The organism is Gracilibacillus phocaeensis, from assembly GCF_900626275.1.
Classification (GTDB): Bacteria; Bacillota; Bacilli; order Bacillales; family Amphibacillaceae; genus Gracilibacillus; species Gracilibacillus timonensis.
In genome coordinates this window covers 846,722-871,502 of sequence record NZ_LR131144.1, presented here as the reverse complement: position 1 = coordinate 871,502, position 24,781 = coordinate 846,722, and the positions used below count along the sequence as shown (strand labels likewise).

Annotated in this window: 31 protein-coding genes; 6 read left to right on the top strand and 25 right to left on the bottom strand. The window is 39.4% G+C overall.

Features of this window, described 5'->3' with window-relative positions:
- Positions 1-415: 415 nt before the first annotated feature.
- From E0E32_RS12000 to E0E32_RS11900, 21 genes are all read right to left on the bottom strand, one after another.
- Positions 416-1,300, bottom strand: coding sequence for a polyprenyl synthetase family protein (locus E0E32_RS12000; RefSeq protein ID WP_130859842.1), 885 nt, complete (start codon positions 1,298-1,300; stop codon positions 416-418).
- Positions 1,301-1,543 carry an exodeoxyribonuclease VII small subunit gene (gene xseB, locus E0E32_RS11995; protein ID WP_066193041.1) on the bottom strand — a complete coding sequence of 81 codons (243 nt, stop codon included), beginning with the start codon at positions 1,541-1,543 and terminating at the stop codon, positions 1,301-1,303. It lies immediately after the preceding gene.
- Entirely contained in the window at positions 1,527-2,888 is a 1,362-nt protein-coding gene (gene xseA / locus E0E32_RS11990; RefSeq protein ID WP_130859841.1) for an exodeoxyribonuclease VII large subunit, read from the bottom strand. The genes xseB and xseA overlap by 17 nt, the downstream gene beginning before the upstream one ends.
- Positions 2,889-3,148: 260 nt before the next feature.
- The gene (gene folD / locus E0E32_RS11985) at positions 3,149-4,006 is read right to left on the bottom strand and encodes a bifunctional methylenetetrahydrofolate dehydrogenase/methenyltetrahydrofolate cyclohydrolase FolD (RefSeq protein WP_130859840.1); all 858 of its coding nucleotides are present in this window, start codon (positions 4,004-4,006) and stop codon (positions 3,149-3,151) included.
- A 12-nt stretch (positions 4,007-4,018) separates the two neighbouring features.
- Positions 4,019-4,399 carry a transcription antitermination factor NusB gene (gene nusB / locus E0E32_RS11980; protein WP_066193034.1) on the bottom strand — a complete coding sequence of 127 codons (381 nt, stop codon included), beginning with the start codon at positions 4,397-4,399 and terminating at the stop codon, positions 4,019-4,021.
- A 603-nt stretch (positions 4,400-5,002) separates the two neighbouring features.
- Positions 5,003-5,398 (bottom strand): Asp23/Gls24 family envelope stress response protein, encoded by a 396-nt coding sequence (locus E0E32_RS11975; RefSeq protein WP_066193033.1) that lies wholly within the window; start codon positions 5,396-5,398, stop codon positions 5,003-5,005.
- A 23-nt stretch (positions 5,399-5,421) separates the two neighbouring features.
- Positions 5,422-6,777: an acetyl-CoA carboxylase biotin carboxylase subunit gene (gene accC / locus E0E32_RS11970; protein WP_066193031.1), complete on the bottom strand. Its 1,356-nt coding sequence runs from the start codon at positions 6,775-6,777 to the stop codon at positions 5,422-5,424.
- Between the two features lie 12 nt (positions 6,778-6,789).
- The gene (accB, locus tag E0E32_RS11965) at positions 6,790-7,287 is read right to left on the bottom strand and encodes an acetyl-CoA carboxylase biotin carboxyl carrier protein (RefSeq protein ID WP_066193030.1); all 498 of its coding nucleotides are present in this window, start codon (positions 7,285-7,287) and stop codon (positions 6,790-6,792) included.
- Positions 7,288-7,585: 298 nt separating this feature from the next.
- Complete coding sequence (locus E0E32_RS11960) at positions 7,586-8,179, bottom strand: SpoIIIAH-like family protein (protein ID WP_130859839.1); 594 nt, start codon at positions 8,177-8,179, stop codon at positions 7,586-7,588.
- A 13-nt stretch (positions 8,180-8,192) separates the two neighbouring features.
- Positions 8,193-8,825, bottom strand: a complete 633-nt coding sequence (gene spoIIIAG / locus E0E32_RS11955; protein ID WP_078060116.1) for a stage III sporulation protein AG — start codon at positions 8,823-8,825, stop codon at positions 8,193-8,195.
- Between the two features lies 1 nt (position 8,826).
- Positions 8,827-9,435, bottom strand: a complete 609-nt coding sequence (spoIIIAF, locus tag E0E32_RS11950) for a stage III sporulation protein AF (protein ID WP_286171958.1) — start codon at positions 9,433-9,435, stop codon at positions 8,827-8,829.
- Positions 9,436-9,449: 14 nt separating this feature from the next.
- The gene (gene spoIIIAE / locus E0E32_RS11945) at positions 9,450-10,610 is read right to left on the bottom strand and encodes a stage III sporulation protein AE (RefSeq protein ID WP_130860191.1); all 1,161 of its coding nucleotides are present in this window, start codon (positions 10,608-10,610) and stop codon (positions 9,450-9,452) included.
- Positions 10,611-10,631: 21 nt separating this feature from the next.
- Positions 10,632-11,024 carry a stage III sporulation protein AD gene (spoIIIAD, locus tag E0E32_RS11940; RefSeq protein WP_066196448.1) on the bottom strand — a complete coding sequence of 131 codons (393 nt, stop codon included), beginning with the start codon at positions 11,022-11,024 and terminating at the stop codon, positions 10,632-10,634.
- Between the two features lie 6 nt (positions 11,025-11,030).
- Complete coding sequence (gene spoIIIAC / locus E0E32_RS11935; RefSeq protein ID WP_066193024.1) at positions 11,031-11,237, bottom strand: stage III sporulation protein AC; 207 nt, start codon at positions 11,235-11,237, stop codon at positions 11,031-11,033.
- Positions 11,238-11,251: 14 nt separating this feature from the next.
- Positions 11,252-11,767 carry a stage III sporulation protein SpoIIIAB gene (gene spoIIIAB / locus E0E32_RS11930; protein ID WP_078060115.1) on the bottom strand — a complete coding sequence of 172 codons (516 nt, stop codon included), beginning with the start codon at positions 11,765-11,767 and terminating at the stop codon, positions 11,252-11,254.
- Positions 11,761-12,681 (bottom strand): stage III sporulation protein AA, encoded by a 921-nt coding sequence (gene spoIIIAA / locus E0E32_RS11925; protein WP_066193022.1) that lies wholly within the window; start codon positions 12,679-12,681, stop codon positions 11,761-11,763. Before spoIIIAA ends, spoIIIAB begins: the two co-directional genes overlap by 7 nt.
- Positions 12,682-13,270: 589 nt before the next feature.
- Positions 13,271-13,741 (bottom strand): IS200/IS605 family transposase, encoded by a 471-nt coding sequence (tnpA, locus tag E0E32_RS11920; protein ID WP_130859837.1) that lies wholly within the window; start codon positions 13,739-13,741, stop codon positions 13,271-13,273.
- Between the two features lie 186 nt (positions 13,742-13,927).
- Positions 13,928-14,485, bottom strand: a complete 558-nt coding sequence (efp, locus tag E0E32_RS11915; protein ID WP_066193020.1) for an elongation factor P — start codon at positions 14,483-14,485, stop codon at positions 13,928-13,930.
- A 60-nt stretch (positions 14,486-14,545) separates the two neighbouring features.
- Positions 14,546-15,616, bottom strand: coding sequence for a M24 family metallopeptidase (locus E0E32_RS11910; protein WP_130859836.1), 1,071 nt, complete (start codon positions 15,614-15,616; stop codon positions 14,546-14,548).
- 67 nt (positions 15,617-15,683) lie between these two features.
- On the bottom strand, positions 15,684-16,109 hold the full coding sequence (gene aroQ, locus E0E32_RS11905) for a type II 3-dehydroquinate dehydratase (RefSeq protein ID WP_130859835.1): 426 nt from the start codon (positions 16,107-16,109) through the stop codon (positions 15,684-15,686).
- Between the two features lie 51 nt (positions 16,110-16,160).
- Entirely contained in the window at positions 16,161-16,649 is a 489-nt protein-coding gene (locus E0E32_RS11900; RefSeq protein ID WP_066193016.1) for a YqhR family membrane protein, read from the bottom strand.
- Between the two features lie 143 nt (positions 16,650-16,792).
- Here E0E32_RS11900 and E0E32_RS11895 point away from each other — a divergent pair, with 143 nt between their 5' ends.
- The gene (locus E0E32_RS11895; protein ID WP_066193015.1) at positions 16,793-17,182 is read left to right on the top strand and encodes an SA1362 family protein; all 390 of its coding nucleotides are present in this window, start codon (positions 16,793-16,795) and stop codon (positions 17,180-17,182) included.
- Between the two features lie 15 nt (positions 17,183-17,197).
- Here E0E32_RS11895 and E0E32_RS11890 read toward each other — a convergent pair whose 3' ends face one another.
- Both E0E32_RS11890 and mntR read right to left on the bottom strand, forming a co-directional pair.
- Positions 17,198-18,088: a patatin-like phospholipase family protein gene (locus tag E0E32_RS11890; protein WP_066193012.1), complete on the bottom strand. Its 891-nt coding sequence runs from the start codon at positions 18,086-18,088 to the stop codon at positions 17,198-17,200.
- Positions 18,089-18,159: 71 nt separating this feature from the next.
- Positions 18,160-18,576, bottom strand: a complete 417-nt coding sequence (mntR, locus tag E0E32_RS11885) for a transcriptional regulator MntR (protein ID WP_066193010.1) — start codon at positions 18,574-18,576, stop codon at positions 18,160-18,162.
- 254 nt (positions 18,577-18,830) lie between these two features.
- On the opposite strand from mntR, the gene E0E32_RS11880 reads away from it, so the two are divergent.
- The 3 genes from E0E32_RS11880 to E0E32_RS11870 all read left to right on the top strand — a co-directional run bounded on the left by E0E32_RS11880 (position 18,831) and on the right by E0E32_RS11870 (position 21,874).
- Positions 18,831-19,223 carry a rhodanese-like domain-containing protein gene (locus E0E32_RS11880; RefSeq protein WP_066193008.1) on the top strand — a complete coding sequence of 131 codons (393 nt, stop codon included), beginning with the start codon at positions 18,831-18,833 and terminating at the stop codon, positions 19,221-19,223.
- Between the two features lie 237 nt (positions 19,224-19,460).
- Positions 19,461-21,086, top strand: coding sequence for a DEAD/DEAH box helicase (locus tag E0E32_RS11875; protein WP_130859834.1), 1,626 nt, complete (start codon positions 19,461-19,463; stop codon positions 21,084-21,086).
- On the top strand, positions 21,083-21,874 hold the full coding sequence (locus E0E32_RS11870) for a YqhG family protein (protein ID WP_130859833.1): 792 nt from the start codon (positions 21,083-21,085) through the stop codon (positions 21,872-21,874). The genes E0E32_RS11875 and E0E32_RS11870 overlap by 4 nt, the downstream gene beginning before the upstream one ends.
- A 27-nt stretch (positions 21,875-21,901) precedes the next feature.
- Here E0E32_RS11870 and E0E32_RS11865 read toward each other — a convergent pair whose 3' ends face one another.
- Both E0E32_RS11865 and E0E32_RS11860 read right to left on the bottom strand, forming a co-directional pair.
- Entirely contained in the window at positions 21,902-22,105 is a 204-nt protein-coding gene (locus tag E0E32_RS11865; protein WP_066193002.1) for a YqzE family protein, read from the bottom strand.
- Between the two features lie 51 nt (positions 22,106-22,156).
- Positions 22,157-22,654 carry a shikimate kinase gene (locus E0E32_RS11860; RefSeq protein ID WP_066193001.1) on the bottom strand — a complete coding sequence of 166 codons (498 nt, stop codon included), beginning with the start codon at positions 22,652-22,654 and terminating at the stop codon, positions 22,157-22,159.
- A gap of 88 nt (positions 22,655-22,742) precedes the next feature.
- On the opposite strand from E0E32_RS11860, the gene comGA reads away from it, so the two are divergent.
- The gene (gene comGA / locus E0E32_RS11855; protein ID WP_286171895.1) at positions 22,743-23,756 is read left to right on the top strand and encodes a competence type IV pilus ATPase ComGA; all 1,014 of its coding nucleotides are present in this window, start codon (positions 22,743-22,745) and stop codon (positions 23,754-23,756) included.
- Entirely contained in the window at positions 23,734-24,777 is a 1,044-nt protein-coding gene (locus E0E32_RS11850) for a type II secretion system F family protein (protein ID WP_130859831.1), read from the top strand. The genes comGA and E0E32_RS11850 overlap by 23 nt, the downstream gene beginning before the upstream one ends.
- Positions 24,778-24,781: the final 4 nt, after the last annotated feature.

The window sequence follows — 24,781 nt, the reverse complement described above, 5'->3', positions numbered from 1 at the left end:
GAATTTCATACAAAAAGCACTTCATATTAGTGGCCACCTAATACAAGGCATCTTCTTACCTGTAATCCCCTTCGTACCACTCAAGGCAGGCTACGCTACGAACAAGCATATCCCATATCCTTGCTCCGTAGGTTCATACCCCAGTCCATACTCCTTGTTTGGCTAAACAAGAAATACAGAGATGGGCCTCCGCGGAAGGAGGGTCGTCGCCCACATGCCTTTGTGGATCGCCCTTCAACCTTAACTCCCAGCACCAACCCAAGCCTGGGCGGCTCAAGCCAGCACAAGGAACTTCATCGATGTGCCCTTTGGCGAATTTTTAGGCTCGCCTTCAGAAACGTCGGATCGACTAGAATACTGCACCACTCCACGCCATTAATTATAGTATAACATGTTATCGCTCTTTCCTCAATCATTACTGATTACGTTCGCTTATATAATGACAAAGTTGGGCTAGGTCAGAGTCTGTTAAATGAAGCTGGCTTAAAATACCCTTCATTTTTTGGACATAACGTTCTTTATGCTGTTTGGCTCCATCAACGCCTAATATACTCGTATAGGTGCTTTTTTCGTTACTCACGTCACTTCCTACTTGTTTGCCAAGTAAGGCCTGATCACCTTCCACATCCAGAATATCATCTTGAATTTGAAAGATAAGCCCTAAGCAATCACCGAGGTCTTTTAAAAGCAATTGTTGTTGATTCGTTACACCCGCTATGAAACCGCCCGTTTCTATCGCAAATGAAATAAGACCACCCGTTTTTAGACGATGAATCTCTTCCAATTCATCGATGGTGATTTCCTGGTTTTCTGCCTGCATATCCAAATATTGTCCTGCTACCATTCCTGTTAATCCGCTTGCTTCTGCAAGCAGGCTAATAAGATAACTTTTCTCCTTAGGGGTATATTGATCAGAATTACTCACCATAAAAAAACTATTTGTTAATAGACCATCACCTGCTAAAATGGCAGTGGCTTCATCGAATTTCTTATGATTGGTAAGCTGCCCGCGCCGAAACTTATCATCATCCATGGATGGCAGATCATCATGAATCAAAGAATAGGTGTGAATCATTTCTAAGGCAACAGCAGTTGGATACACTCGAGCAATATTTCCGCCGAGTGCAGCAACAGTCCACTTCATCAATATCGGGCGAATGCGTTTTCCTCCTGCCTGTACGGAATATAGGACAGAATCTTTTAACCGCTTTGGAATAGGTAATGACTCAATTTTGCTTGTAATGGCTTCCGTTATAAGCTGTTGTTCGGATGTTAATAATTCTTCAATGGACGAATTCAACTATTCTTCCTCCTGTCCCTCAATGGTAAAAGGTTTACGATCGTTATCCTCCGTGAGTAATTCCTTCATTTGTTTTTCTGCACTAGCCAATTTATCATGACATATCTTTGACAGTTTGGCTCCTTCCGTGTAGTAAGCCATCGCCTGTTCTAAAGGTACTTCTCCTTCTTCCATCTTATGGACAATAGCTTCTAACTTTTCTAAGGCTTCCTCAAAAGATAATTGCTCATTCGATTCCGTCACTTGAATCTCCCTTTCTCGTTTCAATAATCGTCGCGTCCAGTTCTCCGTCGTGTAATTGTATCGTAACTCCCTCTTCTGGCTGCACTTGTTCTACGCTCTTAATGATTTGCTGTTCTTGATTATAGGTTACAGAATAACCCCTTCTCATAATGTGAACCGGGTTAAGTAAATCTAACTGCATCAATGTATTGGAGAACTGGTTCCGTTTCTGTTCAAATTGCTGCTTGGTAATCCGTTGCAGCCTGTTATACTTTTCCTCTATCTGCTCCTGCTGTTTAGATAGCTGTCTCAATGGATCTAGACGTTCATAACGGGTATCAACAAATTGTAAATGTTCTTGTTTACGTTGAACGACTCTCTCCAATTGTTTCGACAGTCTGTCTGTCTGATCAATCAAACGCTGCTCCTTTTCCAACACTAAACGCTCTGGATATTTAAATACATACGAATTATTGATCGACTTTACCTTATCTTGCAATAGTTGCAGTTTGTTGCGTATATACTGCAGCATCGTTTGCTCTGATTGTTTGATCTTCTCCATTAAATCCAGCTGCGATGGTACGGTCAGTTCGGCAGCTGCCGTTGGAGTAGGCGCACGTAAATCGGCAACCATGTCACTGATTGTCACGTCCGTTTCATGGCCAACTGCAGAAACGACAGGCAGATCAGAAGCAAAAATAGCACGTGCTACTTCCTCTTCATTAAAACTCCACAGTTCCTCCAGTGAACCGCCACCACGTCCTGTAATGATAAGATCTATTTCTGGTATACTATTTGCTTGCTGAATCCCTTTCACGATCGAGGATGGCGCTTGTTTTCCTTGTACAAGGACAGGGATAATCAGTACGTTTGCAATCGGATAGCGTCTCTCTAATGTTGTTAAGATATCTCGAATGGCTGCACCGGTAGGAGAAGTAATCACTGCTATATTTTGAGGATACTTAGGTAATGGTTGTTTATGTATCTTGTCGAATAAACCTTCTTTGCTCAATTTTTCTTTTAACTGTTCATAAGCCAAATAAAAGGCTCCAATACCATCTGGCTGCATCTCTTGAATGTACAACTGATACTGACCTTGTGATTCAAACACACTGACAAATCCCTTGATCAATACAGTCATGCCGCTTTCCGGTTGGAAATTCAAATGATGATTCTGTCTTTGAAACATGATGGCTCTAATGCTTGCATAATCATCTTTTATGGTCATATACATATGACCACGGGAATGATGCTTGAAGTTAGAGATTTCCCCTCTTAACCAAAGCTCATTCAAATGCTCGTCCACATCAAATTTCTTTTTAATATATTTGGTTAATGCTGTTACAGATAAATATTGATCTTCCACGCCCTCATTCCTTTACATTCAGTTTATCCGATGGGAGAGAAGGTCATTCCTTTTGGAGAATGACCTTGGAAAGGTGTTCAAAAAGCTCAACTAAAATAACACACCAAATTTTTGCGTTGGCTTAAGGTTCTCAGTCTTTTTCGGATATTGGGACACGCCTCAATATAAAGCGTTACGGTCGTCATTATCCTTGCGTTCGATAAGGATAACTGCATATCTCTCATAAGCATTTTTCTAAACGAACAGAAGCTGGTTTCACTTTACAACAAGCCGTTTGCTTTTTTTGCTGATTTAATCGTGTTGTGCATCAGCATGGTAATTGTCATTGGGCCAACCCCTTTAGGTACTGGTGTAATAAAACCAGCCTTTTCCTTAGCTGATTCAAAATCTACATCACCAGTTAAAGAACCGTCTTCTACACGATTGACACCTACATCAATGACTACTGCTCCTTCTTTGATATGATCGCCATTGATAAAATGAGCGATACCTACCGCTACGATCAAAATATCAGCATCCGCAATAAACTTGGCCATATCTTTCGTGCGCGAATGACAGTAGGTTACCGTTGCATTCTCACCCAGCAATAATTGTCCCACTGGCTTTCCAACAATATTACTTCTACCAATAATAACGGCATGTTTTCCTTCTATGTCAATCTGTTTTGATTTCAGCATCTGAATAATCCCGTATGGTGTACACGGATAAAAGGTATCCTTACCGGTCATCATCCGACCAATACTAACAGGATGAAAGCCGTCAACGTCTTTTTCCGGCGAAATAGCTTCAATAATCATTTGTTCATCAATATGTGCTGGTAATGGCAGCTGAACTAAAATACCATTCACTGTCGTTTTACTATTTAATTCATCGATTAATGTCAATAATTCTTCTTGGCTGGTAGAAGAAGGAAGTTCAATTAATTCCGAATCGACACCTACATAGTCAGAGGCCTTTTGCTTTCCTTTGACATAAGATTTGGAGGCAGGGTCATCACCAATCAAAACAACGGTTAAACCAGGTATGATCCCCTTTAACCGCAAGGCTTCCACCTCTTCTTTCATGTCATCTCGCAATGATTGAGCTAATTCTTTCCCATAAATCACTTCTGCAGTCACCAAAGATTCCCCCTATTTCATCATTTTAGATAATACGCCATTGATAAACTTGCCCGATTTTTCATCACCAAAAATGTGCGCTAATTCTATTGCCTCATTAATGATAACACTCTCTGGCGCATCTTTATAGTAAAATAATTCATACGTTGCCATTCGCAGTAATGTTCTTTCTACGACAGCTATTCGCGCTATCGTCCATTTTTCTAAATGATTTTTAATTTTTTGATCAATCTCAACTTGGTGTTGTATAACACCCTCCACAATCTGTAGCAAGAAAGGATCTTGTTCGTCCTCTTCCAGAATATACTCCTTTGTTGTTTGGACATCGTATTCTTCTGCGTCTAACGAAAATAATATCTGCAATGCTTTCTCACGTGCTGTTCTTCGTTTCATGAACTTCTTCTACTCCTTATCACGATCTATTCTTCCTCACCAAATGATACCACGTTCTATTCATGATTGCTACTACCCACTAGTAAAAATATTAGACGTTCACTGCAAAGAAGGTTATATGCTTTCTACCAATTAACCACGAACGGCTATTTCGGTGTTAAAGTCGTTTAATCCATTATTGCTGACACCTTTTTGCTTTCTTAACTATAGGATAAAATCGGGCAAATTCCAGCCGATCCTTTATTACTATTCAAACTAGATACACTGCCGATAATACGGATTATATTAAACATCTTAGTTGTCATTTTGAGAGAATAAGTGTGCACGACAACTCCACTCAAGACCTTCGCTTTCCGCATGGCTTCAGCTAACTTGAAAAAGAAAAACACTTTTCCAAGTGGATCTTCAGCTCGTGCTGCGATGCACAGGACGTGCAAGTGCAGGCGATGTGACTGGACGTCACGATTTTAGCCTGCGAACGACTCACACGTCTACGTGGTTGGCTTCCGCTGGGGAATATAAAATTTTTTCAAATTCAATTACCCATATAAAAATAGAAACCTTGGTATCGTCCAAGGCTTCTATCTATTCATCCATATCATGTTAAGATCCTGTTTCTTTTTCGTCGTTTGTCACCGTGTGCACACCAACAACATGAACATTCACTTCAGCTATCCGAATAGCTGTCATGTTCTCAATAGCTTGTTTCACCTGTTGTTGTATTTTGTATGCTATGGTCGGGATCGTATACCCAAACAGAATGTCAATATAGACATCCATCGTAATAACTTCTTTTGTAGAATCTAATTTAATACCCTTACCATGTGTTTTCTTACCTAAACGTTCTGCTACACCAGCAGCAAAATTCCCTCTCATGTTCGCTACACCAGCAACCTTTTCGGTGGCAATTCCAGCAATAACCTCTAATACGTCAGGAGCAATCTCTACTTTGCCTAGTAATGTTGATTCACCAACACTTAATAATTGATCTTCAGCCATGATGATCCCCCTTTGTCTATTGGTTACTCTTCCTCCATTATACTATACTTATCCAAAAATTGCGTATTAAAATCACCTTCCACAAAGACAGGGTGCGCCATCATTCTGCGATGGAACGGGATAGTAGTATAAACCCCTTCAATAACAAATTCTTCTAGCGCCCGCTTCATCTTATCGACTGCTTCTTTTCTAGTCGAACCATATGTAATCAGCTTGGCTACCATGGAATCATAGTAGGGTGGAATTTGATAACCCGGATACGCAGCCGAATCGACTCTCACACCAAATCCTCCAGGTGCTAAGTACAAGTCAATAGTTCCAGGGGAAGGCATGAAATCCTTAACTGGGTTTTCCGCATTAATACGACATTCCATTGCCCAGCCATTAAACGTAACATCCGACTGCTTCCAACGTAATACTTGATCATCGGCAATATACAGCTGCTCTTTAATTAAATCAATTCCTGTAACCATTTCAGTAACGGGATGCTCCACTTGAATGCGTGTATTCATTTCCATAAAATAAAAGGTTTGATCCTTTTGGTCGAAGATAAACTCTATAGTTCCAGCCCCAGAGTAATCTACCGCCTTGGCAGCCTTAACAGCTGCCTCTCCCATTTGTTCACGCATAGATTCGCTGATGGCTGGTGATGGTGTTTCTTCAATCAATTTTTGCAAGCGGCGCTGAATTGTACAATCTCTTTCGCCCAAATGAATCACATTGCCATGATTATCTGCCAGTACTTGTATTTCCACATGTCGGAAATCCTCTATGAATTTTTCTAAATAGACCCCTGGGTTCCCAAAGGATTTTTCCGCTTCATTTTGCGTCACTTGAATCCCTTTGACCAGTTCTTCTTCTGTCCGTGCTACTCGAATCCCTTTACCACCACCGCCAGCTGTCGCCTTGATAATGACCGGGTAACCAATTTGCTCAGCAACTTTCTTTCCCTCTTCTTCATCCGCAATAATACCATTAGATCCAGGTACTACAGGAACTCCTGCTTCTTTCATTGTTTCTCTGGCAACATCTTTCGTTCCCATTTTTTGAATGGCATAAGCGCTTGGTCCTACAAAGGTAATATTACAAGCTGCACATATTTCAGCAAAATCAGCATTCTCCGATAAAAACCCATACCCCGGGTGAATGGCGTCCGTTTCCGTTAATGTAGCAACACTCATGATATTGGTAAAGTTCAAATAGCTGTCTGTACTTAATTTCGGCCCAATACAATACGCCTCATCAGCTAATTGTACATGGAGTGCCTCACTGTCTGCTTCTGAATAAATTGCTACCGTTTCTATCCCCAATTCTTTAGCGGAACGAATAATTCGTACAGCTATTTCTCCCCGGTTAGCAATTAACAGTTTTTTTATCACAATGTCATCCCCTTATGCCTTCTTGATTCGGAATAGTGGCTGACCATATTCCACCAGCTCACCATTTTCTACTAATATTTCAGTAATGATTCCACTTACATCTGCTTCTATTTCATTGAATAATTTCATGGCCTCTACAATACAAACAATGGTATCATCTTTCACTTTATCACCTTCCTGAACATAGACAGGCTGATCTGGTGATGGAGAGCTGTAGAAGGTTCCAACCATTGGCGCTACGATCTCTTGATCATAGTCTGTTGTGGTTGCTTGTGGCTCTTCCTTTACTTCTTGCTGACTTGTTTGAAGCTCTTGTGTCATTAGTTCCTCTGCTCGCGCCACTTGTGGAACTTCTTTTGTTGTAACAGCAGTTTGCGGAGTCGTTTGTACGGACTGTTGCTTATTCTTCTTTAGTTTAATTTTTTCTCCATTACTCTCGTAAGAAAATTCATCAATAGATGATTGGTCTAATTGTTCAATTAGTTGATTAATTTCATGTATTGTTAACATGCTAGCACTCCTCCATCATTTAATACACTTAATAACAGGTACTAAGATCTTCTTTTAACATTTTACGCAATCCTCTTCTAAACTGCAACCATTGTTTTTTAGCTCCAGTAAATTAAGAAGTTCCTCTTACTTAATAAACATTGAACGTAGCTTGATACCACAGGTGAAAAAGCGGACAACATCACTATCTGACGAACTAGAGAATTCTCTATATCATTTTTATGGAGCACACACAAATCGGAGAAGAGCGCTAAGTGTCTCTTCCCCGATTTTGTAATATATCGTCTGATCTGTCCTGTTATCCTTCATTTCCATGGTACTCGACATCTACTTTCACGTCACCAAATTCATTTTGTGCTTCCAGCATAATCTGATTGGCTTCCTCTGCTGTTAATTTGTCCGCTTGAACGGTAACTACTAAATTATTATCAGATACGTTGCGAACCAGTACCCCTTCATAACCACTTACTGCTTTCAATTGAGCCTCCAAGTTTCCTTCTTTCACATCTAACATTTCGATTTCTTTCATTGCTTCATAAGCCTGATTTACTTCATCTGAGCTGCTCTCACTTGATGCGACAATCGATTCTAGTCGTTCTTTTTCCATACTGCGTTGATTACTTATTTCCGTTCGCACCGAAGCAAAATATTCATCCAAATTCGCTGCAGTGGTTCCATCCTCTTCTTTTGCTGCGTCCCCTTGTTGCTCTCCAGCCTGATCCAACACTTGATCGACTTCTTCAGAACTAATTGTCTCTCCAGTTAATTCATCCTGTTCTTGGTCATCAAAAAGTGCCATTTCCCCATCCCTAGGTGCATTCAAGTAATAGACACTTAATACAATCATCAGACTTAACATCGTTAATAACCAAATCGTTTGTTTTTTAATCATTTTAATCCCCCTATTATTTTTTCGGCATGACGGACACGCGATGTACCGGTACATCTAACACCTTCGAAACAGCATCATGGACCCATTTCTTCACTTCTAGATTGTCCACTCCATTGGCAACCACCAATACTCCTCTGACATTTGGTTTTTTGGTTTGTACCAGAAGTGGAATCTCCTTCTCCCCTTGTCGGACAATCACAATCGTTTGCTCCCTGGTTTCATCATCAATCTTTCTATTTCCACCGTTTTGATCGGTTTCATTGGTCACTTGTGTACCGATAATAAGGTTTTTCTGATAGATTTGTTCCTTCGTGGCATCTAGGTTCACCATGACTTCTACATCAGAAATGCCTTCTATTTTTTCTAATAGCTGTCCTAAATCTTCCTCATATGAGGCTTCTAAATCAGCTATCTCAGCGGTGGCATTAGAGGCAGGTGTTTGCTTCCACGCCTCTTCATCATCCGGGGCAGTGATTGTACTTGGTGGTTCCATATTGGGCTCGTCTGCTTCATCTTTACTAAACAGGTTACTAATAATTAAAATGAGAACAGCCCCTAATACAATCAGCACAATATATTGTACTTTCGTTGGTTTCTTGCCATTCCCTTTCATATTGGAAACAATCCCCTCCAGCCATTTGGGCACATTACTCCTCCTTCCATATCACGGTTATCATGTCTTGGTCTACTCCCCACTTTTCAGCCAGAAATGCCTGTATCTCTTCACTGTTGTCTGGTTCTGAAGTTGGCTCTTCCGGTGGATCTGTTACTTGGATCTTCACTTCATCAATAGGTGAGGTTTGGTCTTCATGTTTGGCTAATGTTGCCTGAATATACTCTGGCTTATAATCTTCTATTTGTTGTGGATTGTTCCAAGTAACATCTAAATCATCCATTTGATAAGCATATGTCTCGATTAATTCCTCCTCTGCTACATATTGCATTTGGACAACCATCTCATCTAATATATATGCAGTTTGTACCTCTTCTATTTCACTTTTTTGCTTATCTACTTGACTTTCTATTAATTGCTCATCCACCGAGCCTTCCGTTATCTGCATCATCTCGTCGGACATCGTTGGAATATCAATATCCAACAAGGCAAGTAAAGGCTGTAAGATAACCAAAATGAGCAGCAAACCAATCACAAGTCGGGCATACTGCTTTAACTGGGAGTTGGGTAATAACAAATGAACAACCATTGCCAACAGCATATAAATAATAATTTGTAGAATCCAACTAGTTAGAAATTCAATTGGCTTGTCCTCCCTTACCGCACCATCATGGTGATATTACTTGAAATAATCAAGATCACAATCGTAAAGAAAAACATAAATGTGACTAATAATAAGGCAGCAAACAAATATAGAATATGCTTACCGATAATATCGAGACATTCAATGACGGGCCCCTCTCCGATGGGTTGTAAAATAGCAGTAGCTAGTTTATACATCAAGGCAATCACAAATATCTTGATAGCCGGAAACATCACCATCGCAATTAATACGATAATCCCGACGATACCTATTCCGTTTTTGATCAAGATGGTTGCACTTAACACGGTATCCGTCGCATCGGTGAAAATCCTCCCAATAACCGGAATAAAATTCCCCGTTACAAACTTAGCCGTCTTCATCGCAATTCCATCCTGTATCGCACTAGCAGCCCCCTGCACCGAAATAACCCCTAAAAAAATCGTTAATAGAATTCCCATAATACTAATCGCGACATTTTTGATAAGATTTGCTAGTTTGGTCGCTTTATATTCGCTATTCAACGTACTAACCACCTGCAGGATCGCGGAAAAAAAGATAAAGGGAATCACTATTTTGGAAATAACAAAAATACTCGTATGAATTAAGAAAATAATAATCGGATGAAAAAAAGAGATGGTCACCAAATTACCTAAGGAAGCCAAGATACCGAGCAGCATGGGAATTAAGGCAATCAAAAAATCCGCAGACATGTTTACCGTATCTAGGACATAATCAGACGCAAGCTGAAAACTCCGCAAGGCCATTATAATTAACATCATATAGACAACAGCATAGGCTACCTGACTCACCAGTTGATTTTCAAAAGCGTTTTGAATGGTTTGTAAAATCAAGCAAAATAAGGTCAATAGCATTAAGGTAGCTAATAACTTACCGTTTTCTACTATTTCAAATAACAAGTAATTTAGAAAGCCCTTGACCCAATCTCTTAAAGTCAGATTGCTTTCTCCTTTGACCACTTGCCAGATGTTTTCTTTACTTAATCGCGGAAATGATTGCTGGTACTCATCACTTATATATTGCCAATAGTCATTTAGTTCACTCTCTTCTAGCATATCCTTATAAGGGTCTAAGGAATACGTTGGTTCGGCAGCATACAATTTCATGGTTGGGGCTATCAACATGATGATTAGTATGAATGCAGAAGTTCTGATCATTTGCATTTCTACTCATCCTCACTAGGCAACTGGAAATATAGATATAATGGTCTCGATCAATGACTTAAAAATGGGAATGGCCAGAATAAGAATAATTACCTTTCCTGTCATTTCAATTTTTACGGCGATAGATTCTAAGCCGGCATCCTTCACAATATTGGCGCCAACTTCTGTGATGTAAGCTATACCAATGATTTGCAAGATCGTTTTAATATAAACTTGATGAATGTTCGCCTGTTCTCCCAAATATACAATCAAATCAATGATTTCTTTCACATACTGGATGGCAAACACAAACAGATAAATGACTGTGATGATAACGATTAAAAAAGCAATACTCGGCTGCTTGTCCTTTAGCAAAAGATACAAAATAGTTGCAACGACCCCGATACTGATAATCTCTAACATTTCCATAGACATTTATCCTTCTAAAAAGAATACGGATCTAATCTGCTGGAATAAATCAGATATGCTGTTTAATACAAACAGCAATACGATGATAAAACCAATCAGACTAACAAATTGTGCATATTCCTCTTTTCCCATTTGCTTTAAGATCGTGTGAATCATTGCCACAATAATTCCAATTCCAGCGATTTGAAAGAGGATACTAGTGTCTCCAAGCATGGAATAACTCCTCTCTATAACAAGAGTAAAACAATAAAAACACCTACTAAAAAACCAATACTTCTAGACATATTACCATAGCGCTGTTTTAACTGATTGGCTTCGTCTAAATTACGTTCCAGATGCTGGATCGTTAAACGAATATATTTTTGTTGTTGAATGATATCGTGCTGTCCCAATGTCCTGCCGAATTGTTTAAGAACCTCCACATCTTGCTCGGTTAAGGATTGTGCACGAGCGAATTCAATAAGGTGGGTTTTCCAAATCGGAAATAGCTCTTCTTGATCTGGCTGAATATCGTCTGCTATACGTTCAAACAATCGGTTAATTGGCGGTTCTGTCTGGCGAGCGATATGGAACAACGCTTCTTTGACAGTGACTTGACTATACACAATCTCTGCCTCTAGAATCTGTAAGGCATGTTTAAACATCCGGAGATACCTGGGTCGATTAGATAATCGAATGGCATATTCATGGCCAAGCCAAGTTAAGCATATGATAATACTCAATGAAATCACTAATTTCAACATATGGTCACATTCTTTTGATACAAGGCTTGACCCTGTTCATTACAAATTTCTACGACTTCTCCCGTTTGATTAAGGTTAGATAAGATCACAAAACGTTGAAAAATCTGCTTTTCTAAGATCGCTTGCATGGCGGGACGTTTCTTTATATCAGCTAAAGATCTGCCGTGTGCGGTACTGATTAATTGAACACCTGCATGAATTACTTCATCAATGGCCTCCGCATCTTTGGCACTGCCAATCTCATCCACAACAATGACCTCAGGCGACATCGATCGTATCAGCATCATCATTCCCTCTGCTTTCGGACATTGATCCAAGACATCGATTCTCGGGGAAAACAGATGCTGAGGCACTCCGTTAATCGAACCACAGATTTCGGAACGTTCATCTACAATCGCCGTTTTCAAAGCCTGTTTAGAATTAGCGGCAGCGCAATAATTGGCAAAATCCCGGAGAAAGGTTGTTTTGCCAGCTTGTGGCGGCCCAATGATCAAGGTGTTGAAGACGGTCTCTTCAACTAGATACGGAATATAAGGCTTGACCACACCAAATTTCGGGCTGGCAATGCGAATATTAAAGGAACTGACGTAATGGATTGCCTTCACCTTCTTGTTCTCTACGATGACAGAACCAGCTATACCGATACGATGACCGCCTGCAATCGTGATATAACCATGCCTTAACTCTTCTTCCAAACGATATAAGGAAAAATCACTGATCTTATTCAAAAAAAGGCGGGCATCCTCCTGACTAAAATAGGCTTCCGACAGCCACTTGACTCGTTTGCCATCGTTCATCTCCACCGGGTGATTGACTCGGAGCCTGATTTCTTGGATATCAAAGCTATTTTGGTTCATAAATGCTTTAACGGCTGCTGCGATTGGTTTGGGAAGGATGGATAATACACTTTCCATGAGATATTCCTCATTTCATTTCTTATTCTATTTATATTCTATGCATAGAAATACTAGATATAACCAAAGTGGGAAATCAAGAAAAGGAATTGGAGTGGGGTAGGATATTGTATAACTTTAGCTATTATTTTTTTGCATTAAGAAAAACTGGGCAAACTCCGTCCGGTCCTTTACCGACCACTCAAAGAAGTCACTGAACTGCTTGTTCATTCAAGGTCAGAATCATTCCAATTTTTATTATATCTAGGATTATAATCTTGCCTACCTGGTTAGAAAAATCAAACAGGGTAATTAGTTCATGAGCGATAAGCTAGGGTAGATAGAAACGTATGATGATCCCTAACCATCAAGACAGCCTGAGGTGACGTTTATATTTTTCGTATCGCCTCTTATTTCCAAATCAAAGCCGCTTCAACAAAGATTGTAGTCAAAGTAATAGGCTTCCTGCTTAACATAAAATCAAAACCACCAGTGTGAACTGGTGGTTTGCTCTGCGGCTGAAAGCCTATGTTACCGGCCTCGGCCTAAAAGGCCCACTGAATGGTTTCCCTTTTGCACCACACTCACTCACTGATTCTAAAAGAATCTCTTATTTCCTCTTATTTTTCTCTCCAGTGAACGGATCAAATTCTTCAAATAATGTTAACTGATCACTCATGTAGTCCTCTTTAAGCTGATTTCTAATATATTCTTGAATTTGATTTTTATTTCTGCCCACTGTATCTACAAAGTAGCCTCGACACCAAAATTTACGATTACCATATCTGTACTTTAAATTAGCGTGGCGATCGAATATCATTAAACTACTTTTGCCCTTTAGGTAGCCCATGAACTGAGATACACTTAGTTTTGGTGGAATACTTACTAACATATGAATGTGATCTTTACATGCATTTGCCTCGTGTATCTCAACCCCTTTCCTTTCACAAAGCTCTCTTACTATTTCTCCGATGCTTTTTTTATATTTCCCATAAATAATTTGTCTTCTATATTTTGGTGCAAAAACGATGTGGAACTTACATCTCCATTGTGTATGTGCTAAACTATTCTTGTCCTGCATTGGACATGCCTCCTTCTTTGATGAGATTTGGTGGTCGGGAAACCAACCTTATCTTATCATGAAGAGAGGCTTTTTTTGCCCCCGCGCTAGAAGCTCTATGGAACCCCCGGCATAGCCAGGGGTTTTCAAAGACCATAAAAAAACTACCAAGTATATCATCATACTTGGTAGTTGCTATTTAAAAGATTATGCACGAGAAACATATTTTCCGTCTGCGGTGGAGATAACCAGTACGTCTCCTTCGTTGATAAAGAATGGCACTTGAACTGTCAATCCTGTCTCAAGAGTTGCTGGCTTGGTTCCTCCGCTTGCTGTGTCCCCTTTTATTCCCGGCTCTGTCTCGGTGACGGTTAATTCCACGTTATTAGGTAGAGACACTCCAATCGTTTCCCCTTCATACTGCAAAATGTTTACTTCCATATTTTCTTTGATAAATTGTAATTCTGTCTCGATTTGACTAGTAGGAAGTTCCGTCTGTTCATAAGTGTGGGTATCCATAAAAGTGTGCATATCTCCTGAGCCATATAAGTATTGCATTTTACTATTTTCAATATGCGCTCGGTTTACTTTTTCACCACCACGGAATGTTTTTTCTTGAATATTGCCATTACGAAGGTTACGCAATTTGGAACGAACAAACGCCGCTCCTTTTCCTGGTTTCACATGCTGAAAATCCAACACCTGCCAAATGTCACCATCCACTTCGATGGTTAATCCCGTTTTAAAATCATTTACTGATATCATTGCTATTTCCTCCTCTAAAATACTCATGTCGATTAGTGCTATGGTTGATCATTTCCATGGTTAATCATTTGGGACATAAATTAATTCTTTTGGTGCGTGAGATAAACGCTGATTGCCTTCTGCGGTAAGAACAATATCATCTTCAATTCGACAGCCGCCTACCTGAGGTACATAAATTCCTGGTTCCACCGTTACGACCATCCCTTCGGCTAACACGGCATCTGAACGAAAAGACAAGGCTGGTGCTTCATGGACGTCCATTCCCAAACCGTGACCAGTAGAATGACCAAAATAATCGCCATAACCTTTTTCCTTAATATGATCCCTAGTTAGAGCGTCCGCCTCAGCAGCAGTGATGCCAGGCTTAATACCTGCCACACCCTTCATTTGCGCATCTAAAACAATGTGATAAATAGCAGTCAATTCTTCCGAAATTTCTCCTACCGCAACGGTTCTCGTCATGTCAGAGCTGTATCCGTGATACCAACCGCCAAAATCAAGTGTTACTAGTTCACCTGATTGAATTTGCTTATCTGACGCGACACCGTGAGGCAAAGCAGATCGATAGCCAGAAGCAACAATTGTATCAAAGCTTGAAGAAGTCATTCCTTGTCTTCTCATAAAAAACTCTAATTCATTGGCGATGTCAATCTCTTTCACTCCTGGTTTAATGTACGACAAGATGTGCTCAAAAGCTTTATCTCCAATTTTACAGGCTTCTTTTAATATATCAAGCTCAGCCGGATCCTTTATCAGACGTATTTTTTCAATGAGTCCGTCAGAAGGAACAAGCTGTACTGACAAGGCTTGTTTATACAGTTCATACTGTCCATAGGTTAAGTCATTTTTTTCAAACCCAATGGAACTAATAGCCTGTGCTTTCACCCATTCGTCTACCGTTTTTTGTATCGGACCTTGGTGCTCGATAATCTCAAAATCCGTCACTTGTTGATGGGCTTGTTCCATATAGCGAAAATCTGTTATAAACACTGCCTTATTTTGCGTCACGACGACCACACCAGCAGTTCCGGTGAATCCAGTCATATATCTTCGATTAATCGAGCTCGTAATCAATAATCCCTCTAGCTCTTCTTGCTTCATTTGCTGTCTCAATTTCTCTAGTCGTTTCATGTGATAACTCCTCTCTTTCTAAAATGATAAACAAAATACCACTTCGGTTGCTGTATCAACAACCAGTTTATGAGATAAAATAACTTGCTGCCAGTTCATAACCTTTCACCCCAAGCCCCACTATCTGTCCTGCACATACGGGAGCCAGCATTGACACATGCCGGAAGCTTTCTCGTTGATGAACATTTGAAATATGTACTTCAATGACAGGGACGGTAACAGAACTGATGGCATCACGGATGGCAATACTTGTATGCGTATAAGCACCCGGATTAAAGATAATCCCATCATAGCTATCTTCTGCTTGATGAATCCAATCAATCAAGTCCCCTTCATGGTTGGACTGTTTTGAATCCATTCCCCATGACCTGGCGTCTAGCTGTTGCCTAACTCGCTGCTCTATATCTTCTAAGGTAGTATCCCCATAGATATCTGGTTCTCTTTTGCCTAAACGGTTTAAATTAGGACCATTTAATAATAACACATTCCCCATCTTTCTCACCCCGTCCATAAAGTTTTCCTATTCCATAGTAACATAAAGTGCTTAACTTTGTTCATTCTTATGCTGATGGTAAGCAAAAGAAATCGAATAACCAATAAAGACACTGTAGAGTACAAACAAACACATCGTTGTTAAAATAGTATTACTATCTAACTGATAAAAAGGTTTTATGTTCGAAAATAATGGATTCATTAACCAAAATACGAGAAACCAAAGCACAAAACCCATGATAAATCCTGGAAGCATTCCATTATATTTCTTTAACAAAGCATAATAAACAAATGCAACGAGAATAGATGGTACGCTAAGCAGTAATACCGATACAATATCCCCCAGCCAGCGATCAGCCCAAGCCTGTTGCAGCCAGGATCGCAACATCAAGCTTTTAGGGGAAATCGCAGTAAAATTAAAAAAGCCAGCCAGCGAGGCAAGCGTTCCCCAAATAATCGCACCAAAGAAACCAGCACTAATGGTTTTCGTGATCATATTGGTCTTTTGATTCTGTTGTTCCTTATGTTGAATCCTTCTCATAGATTATCACCTCTAAGAGATAGGCTGTCCAATTCTCCATCATTCATGCTATCTGATTCCTGCTTATTATGTGTTGAATTTTCTGTTAACATTGTATATATTATAGTAATTATTGGGTATAATGATAATAAGGAGGAATTGCTATGAGACGAAATATCATGTCTACCATTATCTATATTCTAATCGGTTTAGCTGGAATTGGGTTGATCAATATGTTGCTATCTGACGCGTTAGGTTTCTTCATAAGCCTATTTATCTCTCTAGCAATAGGGGCTGCTATATTTGGTTTACTCTATGTGTTTGTCATCAAAAGACGTACTGCTGCTACAGATGACCTGAAAAAATATCGCAAAGCCGTCAAACAATCAAAAAAAAGATATAAAACAGTACCACCAAGTAAAGGTGCTCCTGTGACATCATCGTTCAACAAAAAGAAACCTCAACCAACCAAGAAGGTAACGAAAAAACGCGCTACACATCTCACGGTGATTGAGGGGAATAAAGACAAAAAGAAGAATCGTGCCTCGTTATAAAACGAAGGTCACATTCTATGGCCATTTCATTAAGAATGCTTGAGTACGTCGATAACCAAAGTCAATCAACTCTAATTTCTGTTTGTCTGTAAGATGAAAATCCGTTGCTTTTATGTCCTTTACAGGAAAGAACAAAATATCCTTGGCAATATTTTCGGATATATACCTCGTATCAAAGGCTTTGCGCATAGTATCAATGGTCGCCTTTAATAAGTCAATCGCATTCTCAATCGACCGCTTTTGGTCGTGTTGATTGGGATCCGTTAATTGCATGCCTAATATCGGTCTTGTCCGCTGTTTATCGTGCTGATCATAAATCCACAGTGGAAAATTGCTTAGAATCATTCCATCAATGAGATAACTTCGCTGTCTTGTTAATGGATTAATCATTTTCGCCGGCCGAAAGAAATAAGGTATGGAAATGCTACTGCGCACAGCCTTTGCAATTGGAAAATAGTCTGCTTCAATATGATAGTGGTCTTTCAAGTCATCTGGAAATACAGCGATCTGGTTGAAGGTTAAATCGGCAGCAACAATCTTTAATTTATCGGCAGGTATGTCTGCGAAGGTAAGAATTCCTTTATCACTTAACTTTTTTCGTAACCATTCTTCAAAATAATTCCCTCTATATAATCCCATGGTTTGGTATAACGTTATCCATTTGAGAAAAGGAAATAATTTGGCTATATAAGACTGATCGAGAAATTGATCGAGCGAGATCTCCATAAATATTTTTTTTAATTCTTTCGAGGTGTAGCCAGCAGCGAGTAATGTGGCGAATAATGCGCCTGCTGATGTGCCAGCCACCCGCTCAAATTGAATGTTTTTTTCTTCGAGCGCTTGTAATGCCCCAATAAACACAAAGGCCTTCACACCTCCACCTGAAAACACACCGTCAATTTTCATCTTATCCTCCTATCAGCTTGGCATCTGTATTATTTATACACAGCAGCCACTGCTGATAGAACTACCTATTTTTATCTTTCATTTTTATCTTTAAATGCCTGAAAGGTTTTCCATTGTTCAGGATCTTCCAAAAACGCAACTAACTCACCTATACGATCAATCGAATCCCAGCTTAAATGGTGTTCAATTCCTTCTACTTCCTTATAAATTTCTGCCTCGTCGACATCAATAATCTGTAGAAATTTCTCTAATAACTCATGACGATAGACTAATCGCTCACCAATTTGCTTGCCTTTTTCCGTTAACACAAGTCCTTGATATTTTTCATAATTCAAATAATCATCACGATCCAGCTTCTGCACCATTTTTGTAACGGAAGATGGTTGTACTTCTAAGGCTTCTGCAATAGCAGACACCCTAGCATACCCTTTTGTATGTATTAATATATATATTTGTTCGATATAGTCTTCCATTGTCGGTGTACGCATAATGAACCTCCAAAAATAATAGTATTAACCTTAACTGCCGTTCTACTTTGACGTGTCCCGCAAACAATCCAAAAAATCGCCACTCAAACCGGCTACATTTATTTAACGTATCAATAAAATCATACAATATAATCCATAGTGAGACAAGCGTTTCCCTTCATTTATGATCAATGATTTTTTTCTCTGTATTTATGTCGGATAAATGGTATAATCCTTCTTAGAGGATTTAATAGAAAACATTGGGGGATTTTAGTATGACAGAACTATACATTTTAATTGGTATATTAGTTGCCTTTATTTTGTTTGCTGTATATCGCTACTTTAAACAAAGAAGAGTTCTTACTACCTTATCACAAGCCGATTTCCGTGAAGGGTATCGTAAAGCGCAACTGATTGATGTAAGAGAGCCTAAGGAGTTTGATGGCGGACATATCTTGGGTGCTCGTAACATTCCATTAACCCAATTAAAACAACGATTAACCGAGTTAAGAAAGGATCAGCCCATTTATTTGTATTGTCAAAATGGTTCGCGTTCGATACGAGCGGCCCTTTTATTGAATAAACAAGGGTATAAACAATTGTATCAATTAGATGGCGGCTACAAAAAATGGACAGGTAAAATCAAAAAAACAAAAAAACTACAATAACAAAGACAGTCGAGGGTATGAGTCAATTCTGCCCTCGATTTTTTTACATCGCTAACTCGTCCTTGTTACCAGCCAATCCTTTACCAACACCTTATTGTCGCCCTCATAACGGACATATTATTTTTCCAATGACTCTGCATACAGCATAATTCCTTACTTTTTAACACAAAATACGTATAAGTACTAACTTTTCGCCAAGAATAAATACTAACTAGACGGAAGGTTAGGATGGACATAATGAATAATTATATTAAAAAAGATCAAACATTTATTACTAACTTTGAAGAATCATTACAAAATCCCTCGCAATTAGTCGGTTGGGAATTATTTCAGCAATCCTATCAAATTGCAGAAACGATGAAAGTAGCCAGTTTCGACGAATTAAGAGCCCCTGCCTTTCTTCCCCATATGACCTTTCTTCCTCATCAGCTCCAGTGCGCAGAAACCGTCATTCAACACATGAATGGCAGGGCATTATTAGCAGATGAAGTGGGACTGGGGAAAACTATTGAAGCAGGATTAATATTAAAAGAGTATATGATTAGAGGACTTGCTCAGAAAATCTTGCTTTTGGTCCCTGCCTCACTTGTTAATCAATGGGCGCTGGAATTGAATCAGAAATTCTTAATACCGGCACTCACTTCTAGTAAGCGGGTAGACTGGTCATATGGGAATGTGATGATTACCACATTAGATACCGCTAAATCAGCTAGACATCAACAGGCCATCTTGGAACAGAACTATGACCTAGTAATCGTAGATGAAGCTCATAAATTAAAAAACCATAAAACGAAGAACTTTCAATTTGTTCAAAAGCTTTCTAAAAAGTATTGTCTTTTGCTGACGGCAACCCCAGTTCAAAATAAGCTAAGTGATATCTTTAATCTTGTCAGCTTGCTTAAACCAGGTTACTTAGGCACCTTTGAAGATTTCAGTAAACAATATCAGCATGAGACCATTAATAATGACCCTTATTTGAAACAATTAATTAGCAAGGTCATGGTAAGGAATAAGCGAACCGAAACGGGGATTGACTGGACCAAACGACAAGTCGAAACCGTCTGGGTTACTTTTAAAGAAGAAGAGCAGCAGCTATATCAGGCTTTAGAAGCTTTTTTTAAGGGTTATACTTCCGTATCAGCAATGACCTATATCCGGGAGTTTTGTAGTTCACGAGAAGCCTGTTATCTCTCCTTAAAAAAATGGTTGGCGGAGAAAGAAGAATTGCATGAAGCTCAAATGCTACTATCTGCCATCGAGCAGCTGCCGCATCATGCCAAGGCTTTGCGGTTGATAGAATTGATTAAACAAATCGACTCCAAGGTTATTGTTTTTACTGAATATCGTGCTACACAAATATATTTACAATGGCTCTTACATCAAGAAAAAATACCCACCGTTATCTATCGAGGTGGTTTTAAAAAAGGGAAAAAAGATTGGATGAGACAGCTTTTCCAACAGCATGCCCAAGTAATGATCGCAACGGAAGCAGCTGGAGAAGGTATCAACCTGCAGTTCTGTCATCATTTAATCAATTATGACCTGCCATGGAATCCGATGCGGCTCGAACAGCGTATTGGTCGAATCCATCGATTTGGCCAGGCAAATGACGTACACATTTATAATTTTGCCATCAAAGAAACCATCGAAGAACATATTATGAATCTACTGTATACAAAAATTGAATTATTCGAACATGTTATTGGTGATTTGGAGAAAATCCTCAGTGATTTGCAAGTGGGAGAAATGGATAAGGAAATTGAACAAATTTTTGCAGAATCACAATCGATTGGAGAATCCAAGATTAAATTAGATAACTTAACAGCCGTCATTCAGTCATATAGCGAGGAGCAGTCGATATGATAACCAATTTACACGGATTTCTTGACCAGTTTTTTACTCAGCAGCACTGTCACGTCACAAAAGAGCAGGAGACGGGATTAACGGTAAGATTGACACGAGAATTAGATCAAGCGTTAATGAATCGTCCCTTCTACTGGCATTACATGGATAAAATGGGACGACAAGGCGAGCCGATGTCTTTGAGCTTAGACACAGGATGGCAAAGCGAGGATCGGAAAAAGGAATGGCTTCATTTTGGTAGCCCTAGGTTACAGCAAATTTTCCGCTATATCACACAAGAAGCGCAGTATACCTTGCTGTATGAACAAACAACAAACCAAGATCGATCCGCTCTCTTACCTTGGTTAGTCGTTAATGTAAAGGTGCAATATCATGGAAAACAGACAAAAGAAGCCATACACTCCATTGGTTTACAGCTAATTAACGGGACATTATCGATCCAGATGATGGATAAATTACAGACCATTGCATGGGGGCAAAGGATGGAGGATTATTGTTATACCATTTCTCCACTAATCACGCCAAGAAGTGGCTTCCAACGAACTTTTCACTATATAGAACAGCATCTGCTTGATCAAGATACGACATGGATCAAGGAATCGATCGCTTGCTTAGAAGAGGAATTGCAGCTGCTACACTATTTTTTTTCAGAAGATGAGCATCTGCTTGCTACAGAAGAAGAACAATTACGACAGCGTTTGCAGCCAGACATCCATCTAATCGTACACAATGCCGGATTATTTTACGTAACCGAAAAAACCAATCAGACATTTTTACAGCCAAACTAACCATACAAAAGACAAACGTCCAACTCATCATCTGCGTTTGAGTGGACGTTTGTCTTTTCGTTCTTTCATAAATAGTTTGATGGCAAAAGGAAGAACCCCAAACCATTTGTTCGTATAGGCAATTTCTGATTGTTTCCTTTCTTGTTTCCGTTGTTTCCTCTCTTCTTTCGGTGTATCCATATACTTGACGACCCTTTGCGTCATATACTTGATATATTCGTTATTCGCCATGGTCTCACTTCCTATCTTTTTTAACCATAGCCTTCCCCATCAGCTAAATACTTATACAAACAAGCGATTCATAATCTCTTCTGCTATCTCATGCTCCGTCTTGCCGTCTGTTTCCACTACAATATCTGCTATTTCTCTGTATAGAGGTAAACGATCAGCTAACAGCTTTTTTTTATCACGATCTTGATTATTCCAAATCGGCCGGTTTTGATCATGGATTAACCTTTGATTAATTTCTTCCCATGAAGCGGACAAAAACACAACGTTGCCTTGTTCTTTCAGCCATTCACGGTTCGACTCTTTTTCAATAATCCCTCCACCCGTAGAAATAATCGTATTTTTCCGAGTTGTTTTCAGTAAGACGGTTGTTTCATATTGACGAAAAACCAACTCTCCCTTCTCTTTAAAAATAGTTGGGATCGTCGTTTGATACCATTCCTCAATCAATTGATCCGTGTCCTCTACTTCCCAACCTAACTTCTGATGCAATCGTTCCGCAATACTGGTTTTCCCGCTACCCATAAACCCGATTAAATAAAGACTTTTCATCATTAGCTCCCCTTACATACAACTTCTTTAAAAAATTTTAATTCTTTGCAGGAATGTAGCTCCCTTTGTCGAATATATGTATTGTACCATGAATAGACAGGAGGTGAAATATGCATTGACGAAAGCTGCCACGTTGTCTAAACGCTTGATCAAGACAGCCATCCAATCAAGCGCTTCTGACATTCACTTTATCCCTCAACAGGAACAAGTTTTCATTTTCCTCCGTTGTCATGGAGAGCGACAATACCAAAGTACTCTGTCTCATCAACAGTACTTGATGATGCTTTCCTATTACAAGTATATAGGTAAAATGGATATTGGCGAAAGCCGAAAACCACAGCAAGGTGTGATTTACTATGAGCACAACGCAGATACCTATTCCTTACGGTTATCTTTATTGCCAACAACTCCGGTAGAAAGTCTGGCGATCCGTCTTCTCCCCCAAAAGCAAATGCAGACCCTTCCACATTTATTCTTGTTTCCATTCCAACTGCAGCAAATCCAACAATGGCTTCAATACCGTTCCGGTTTACTATTATTAACTGGGGCAACTGGTACTGGCAAATCAACGCTGCTCTATGCCTTACTCAAGACTTTTATGGAACAGAATAAATTTCAGACTATTACCTTAGAAGATCCTGTAGAAAAGCAGTTAGATCAGATTATTCAAATCCAAATCAACGAGCGAGCCGGCGTAACTTATGATGCAGGGCTCAAGGCTGCTCTACGCCATGACCCGGACATTATTATGGTTGGAGAAATCAGGGATGCAAAAACGGCGCAATTTGCTTTTCGAGCCGCGAGTACAGGTCATTTAGTTTTATCCACTTTACATGCCAACGATGGAAAGGGAACCATCCACAGACTCGTAAATATGGGAATTACGCCCCTGGAAATCGACCATCACTTGCTTGCTGTTGCTTCCATGAAATTACTATCACTTAATGATACTGGATTTGGCCAAAGACGAGCCGCCATCATGGAATTGCTAGAACGCGAACAGATTCATCAGGTTATAGCAGACGAACCCTCCTGCGTTACCCCATCTTTTCAACAATTAAAAAGAAAGGCCTTTGCTTATGGATTTACGAACTATATTTAGACGACACCATGACTTATCTTTACACGACCAACATTATATCCTCCATCGGTTTCAACAGCTATTTACAACAGGTTACAGCTTAAATGACGCTTTAGATGTACTGATGTGGGATAAACGTTATACAGCGATTGCCAGTTCCATGCAAGCCTCCTTACAGAAAGGTCACACATTCATTGAAAGCTTGCAAGCTGTTCATTTTAATAAGGATGTGATCCATTTCTTAACGATCGCCATCCAGCATGACCATCTGGCTAGAGGTTTAGCACAATGCTGTAAGTTACTGCAACAGCGCAAGGATTTTTTATTAAAACTTAAAAAATTATCTCGATACCCCTTATTTTTATTCAGCTTCTTTATCCTTATCCTGTATTTCATGAAAACATCGATTTTCCCTGCCTTTTCTCAATTAATGGGAACCAGTTCAGATATCCAATTTGTTTTTACAACGGCAAAAGTAGTGATTAATTTTTTATTTTATGGGGTGATCATTATGGTTTTAACCATTAGTATATTACTACTTTCTGGTTATTCACTGCGACGAGTCATTAGTGTGGAACAAAAGCTGGTTTTATTTGATAAGATCCCCATCTATAAGCCATATAAACAAATGAATATCACATACCTGTTTGTCTCCCATTTATCTAGTTTATTAACAAGTGGTCTAATGATTAATGAGTGCCTCCAAATCATGAAGGCAGAAGAGAATGGTGATATTATTCATTATTATGCCGCGATGATTAGTGATCACCTGGCACAAGGGTATAGTTATACCTCTATTCTTCCCCAATGTCGTTTGTTAACCACACAACTAGGAGAGATTATGTCCAAAGATCGTAATCAGCAACAGCTCGAAAAAGATTTGAGTTTCTATGCCGATCATTTGATCACCTCATTAGAAGACTATTTAAAAAAATGGATGAGTTTTTTACAACCTTTTCTGTTAAGTATCCTCGCCCTATTTATTGTATTTGTTTATCTTGCCCTCATGCTACCCATGTTTGATTACATGAATACTTTATAATCAA

Coding starts and splice junctions, on each gene's coding strand:
- nusB (WP_066193034.1), bottom strand. CDS start 4,399: ATGAAACGAAGAACAGCACGTGAGAAAGCATTGCAGATATTATTTTCG.
- E0E32_RS11975 (WP_066193033.1), bottom strand. CDS start 5,398: ATGGCTGAAGATCAATTATTAAGTGTTGGTGAATCAACATTACTAGGC.
- accB (WP_066193030.1), bottom strand. CDS start 7,287: ATGTTAACAATACATGAAATTAATCAACTAATTGAACAATTAGACCAA.
- E0E32_RS11960 (WP_130859839.1), bottom strand. CDS start 8,179: ATGATTAAAAAACAAACGATTTGGTTATTAACGATGTTAAGTCTGATG.
- spoIIIAE (WP_130860191.1), bottom strand. CDS start 10,610: ATGATCAGAACTTCTGCATTCATACTAATCATCATGTTGATAGCCCCA.
- spoIIIAD (WP_066196448.1), bottom strand. CDS start 11,024: ATGGAAATGTTAGAGATTATCAGTATCGGGGTCGTTGCAACTATTTTG.
- spoIIIAC (WP_066193024.1), bottom strand. CDS start 11,237: ATGCTTGGAGACACTAGTATCCTCTTTCAAATCGCTGGAATTGGAATT.
- spoIIIAB (WP_078060115.1), bottom strand. CDS start 11,767: ATGTTGAAATTAGTGATTTCATTGAGTATTATCATATGCTTAACTTGG.
- spoIIIAA (WP_066193022.1), bottom strand. CDS start 12,681: ATGGAAAGTGTATTATCCATCCTTCCCAAACCAATCGCAGCAGCCGTT.
- tnpA (WP_130859837.1), bottom strand. CDS start 13,741: ATGCAGGACAAGAATAGTTTAGCACATACACAATGGAGATGTAAGTTC.
- efp (WP_066193020.1), bottom strand. CDS start 14,485: ATGATATCAGTAAATGATTTTAAAACGGGATTAACCATCGAAGTGGAT.
- E0E32_RS11910 (WP_130859836.1), bottom strand. CDS start 15,616: ATGAAACGACTAGAGAAATTGAGACAGCAAATGAAGCAAGAAGAGCTA.
- aroQ (WP_130859835.1), bottom strand. CDS start 16,109: ATGGGGAATGTGTTATTATTAAATGGTCCTAATTTAAACCGTTTAGGC.
- E0E32_RS11900 (WP_066193016.1), bottom strand. CDS start 16,649: ATGAGAAGGATTCAACATAAGGAACAACAGAATCAAAAGACCAATATG.
- E0E32_RS11895 (WP_066193015.1), top strand. CDS start 16,793: ATGAGACGAAATATCATGTCTACCATTATCTATATTCTAATCGGTTTA.
- E0E32_RS11890 (WP_066193012.1), bottom strand. CDS start 18,088: ATGAAAATTGACGGTGTGTTTTCAGGTGGAGGTGTGAAGGCCTTTGTG.
- mntR (WP_066193010.1), bottom strand. CDS start 18,576: ATGCGTACACCGACAATGGAAGACTATATCGAACAAATATATATATTA.
- E0E32_RS11880 (WP_066193008.1), top strand. CDS start 18,831: ATGACAGAACTATACATTTTAATTGGTATATTAGTTGCCTTTATTTTG.
- E0E32_RS11875 (WP_130859834.1), top strand. CDS start 19,461: ATGAATAATTATATTAAAAAAGATCAAACATTTATTACTAACTTTGAA.
- E0E32_RS11870 (WP_130859833.1), top strand. CDS start 21,083: ATGATAACCAATTTACACGGATTTCTTGACCAGTTTTTTACTCAGCAG.
- E0E32_RS11865 (WP_066193002.1), bottom strand. CDS start 22,105: ATGGCGAATAACGAATATATCAAGTATATGACGCAAAGGGTCGTCAAG.
- E0E32_RS11860 (WP_066193001.1), bottom strand. CDS start 22,654: ATGAAAAGTCTTTATTTAATCGGGTTTATGGGTAGCGGGAAAACCAGT.
- comGA (WP_286171895.1), top strand. CDS start 22,743: ATGAATAGACAGGAGGTGAAATATGCATTGACGAAAGCTGCCACGTTG.
- E0E32_RS11850 (WP_130859831.1), top strand. CDS start 23,734: ATGGATTTACGAACTATATTTAGACGACACCATGACTTATCTTTACAC.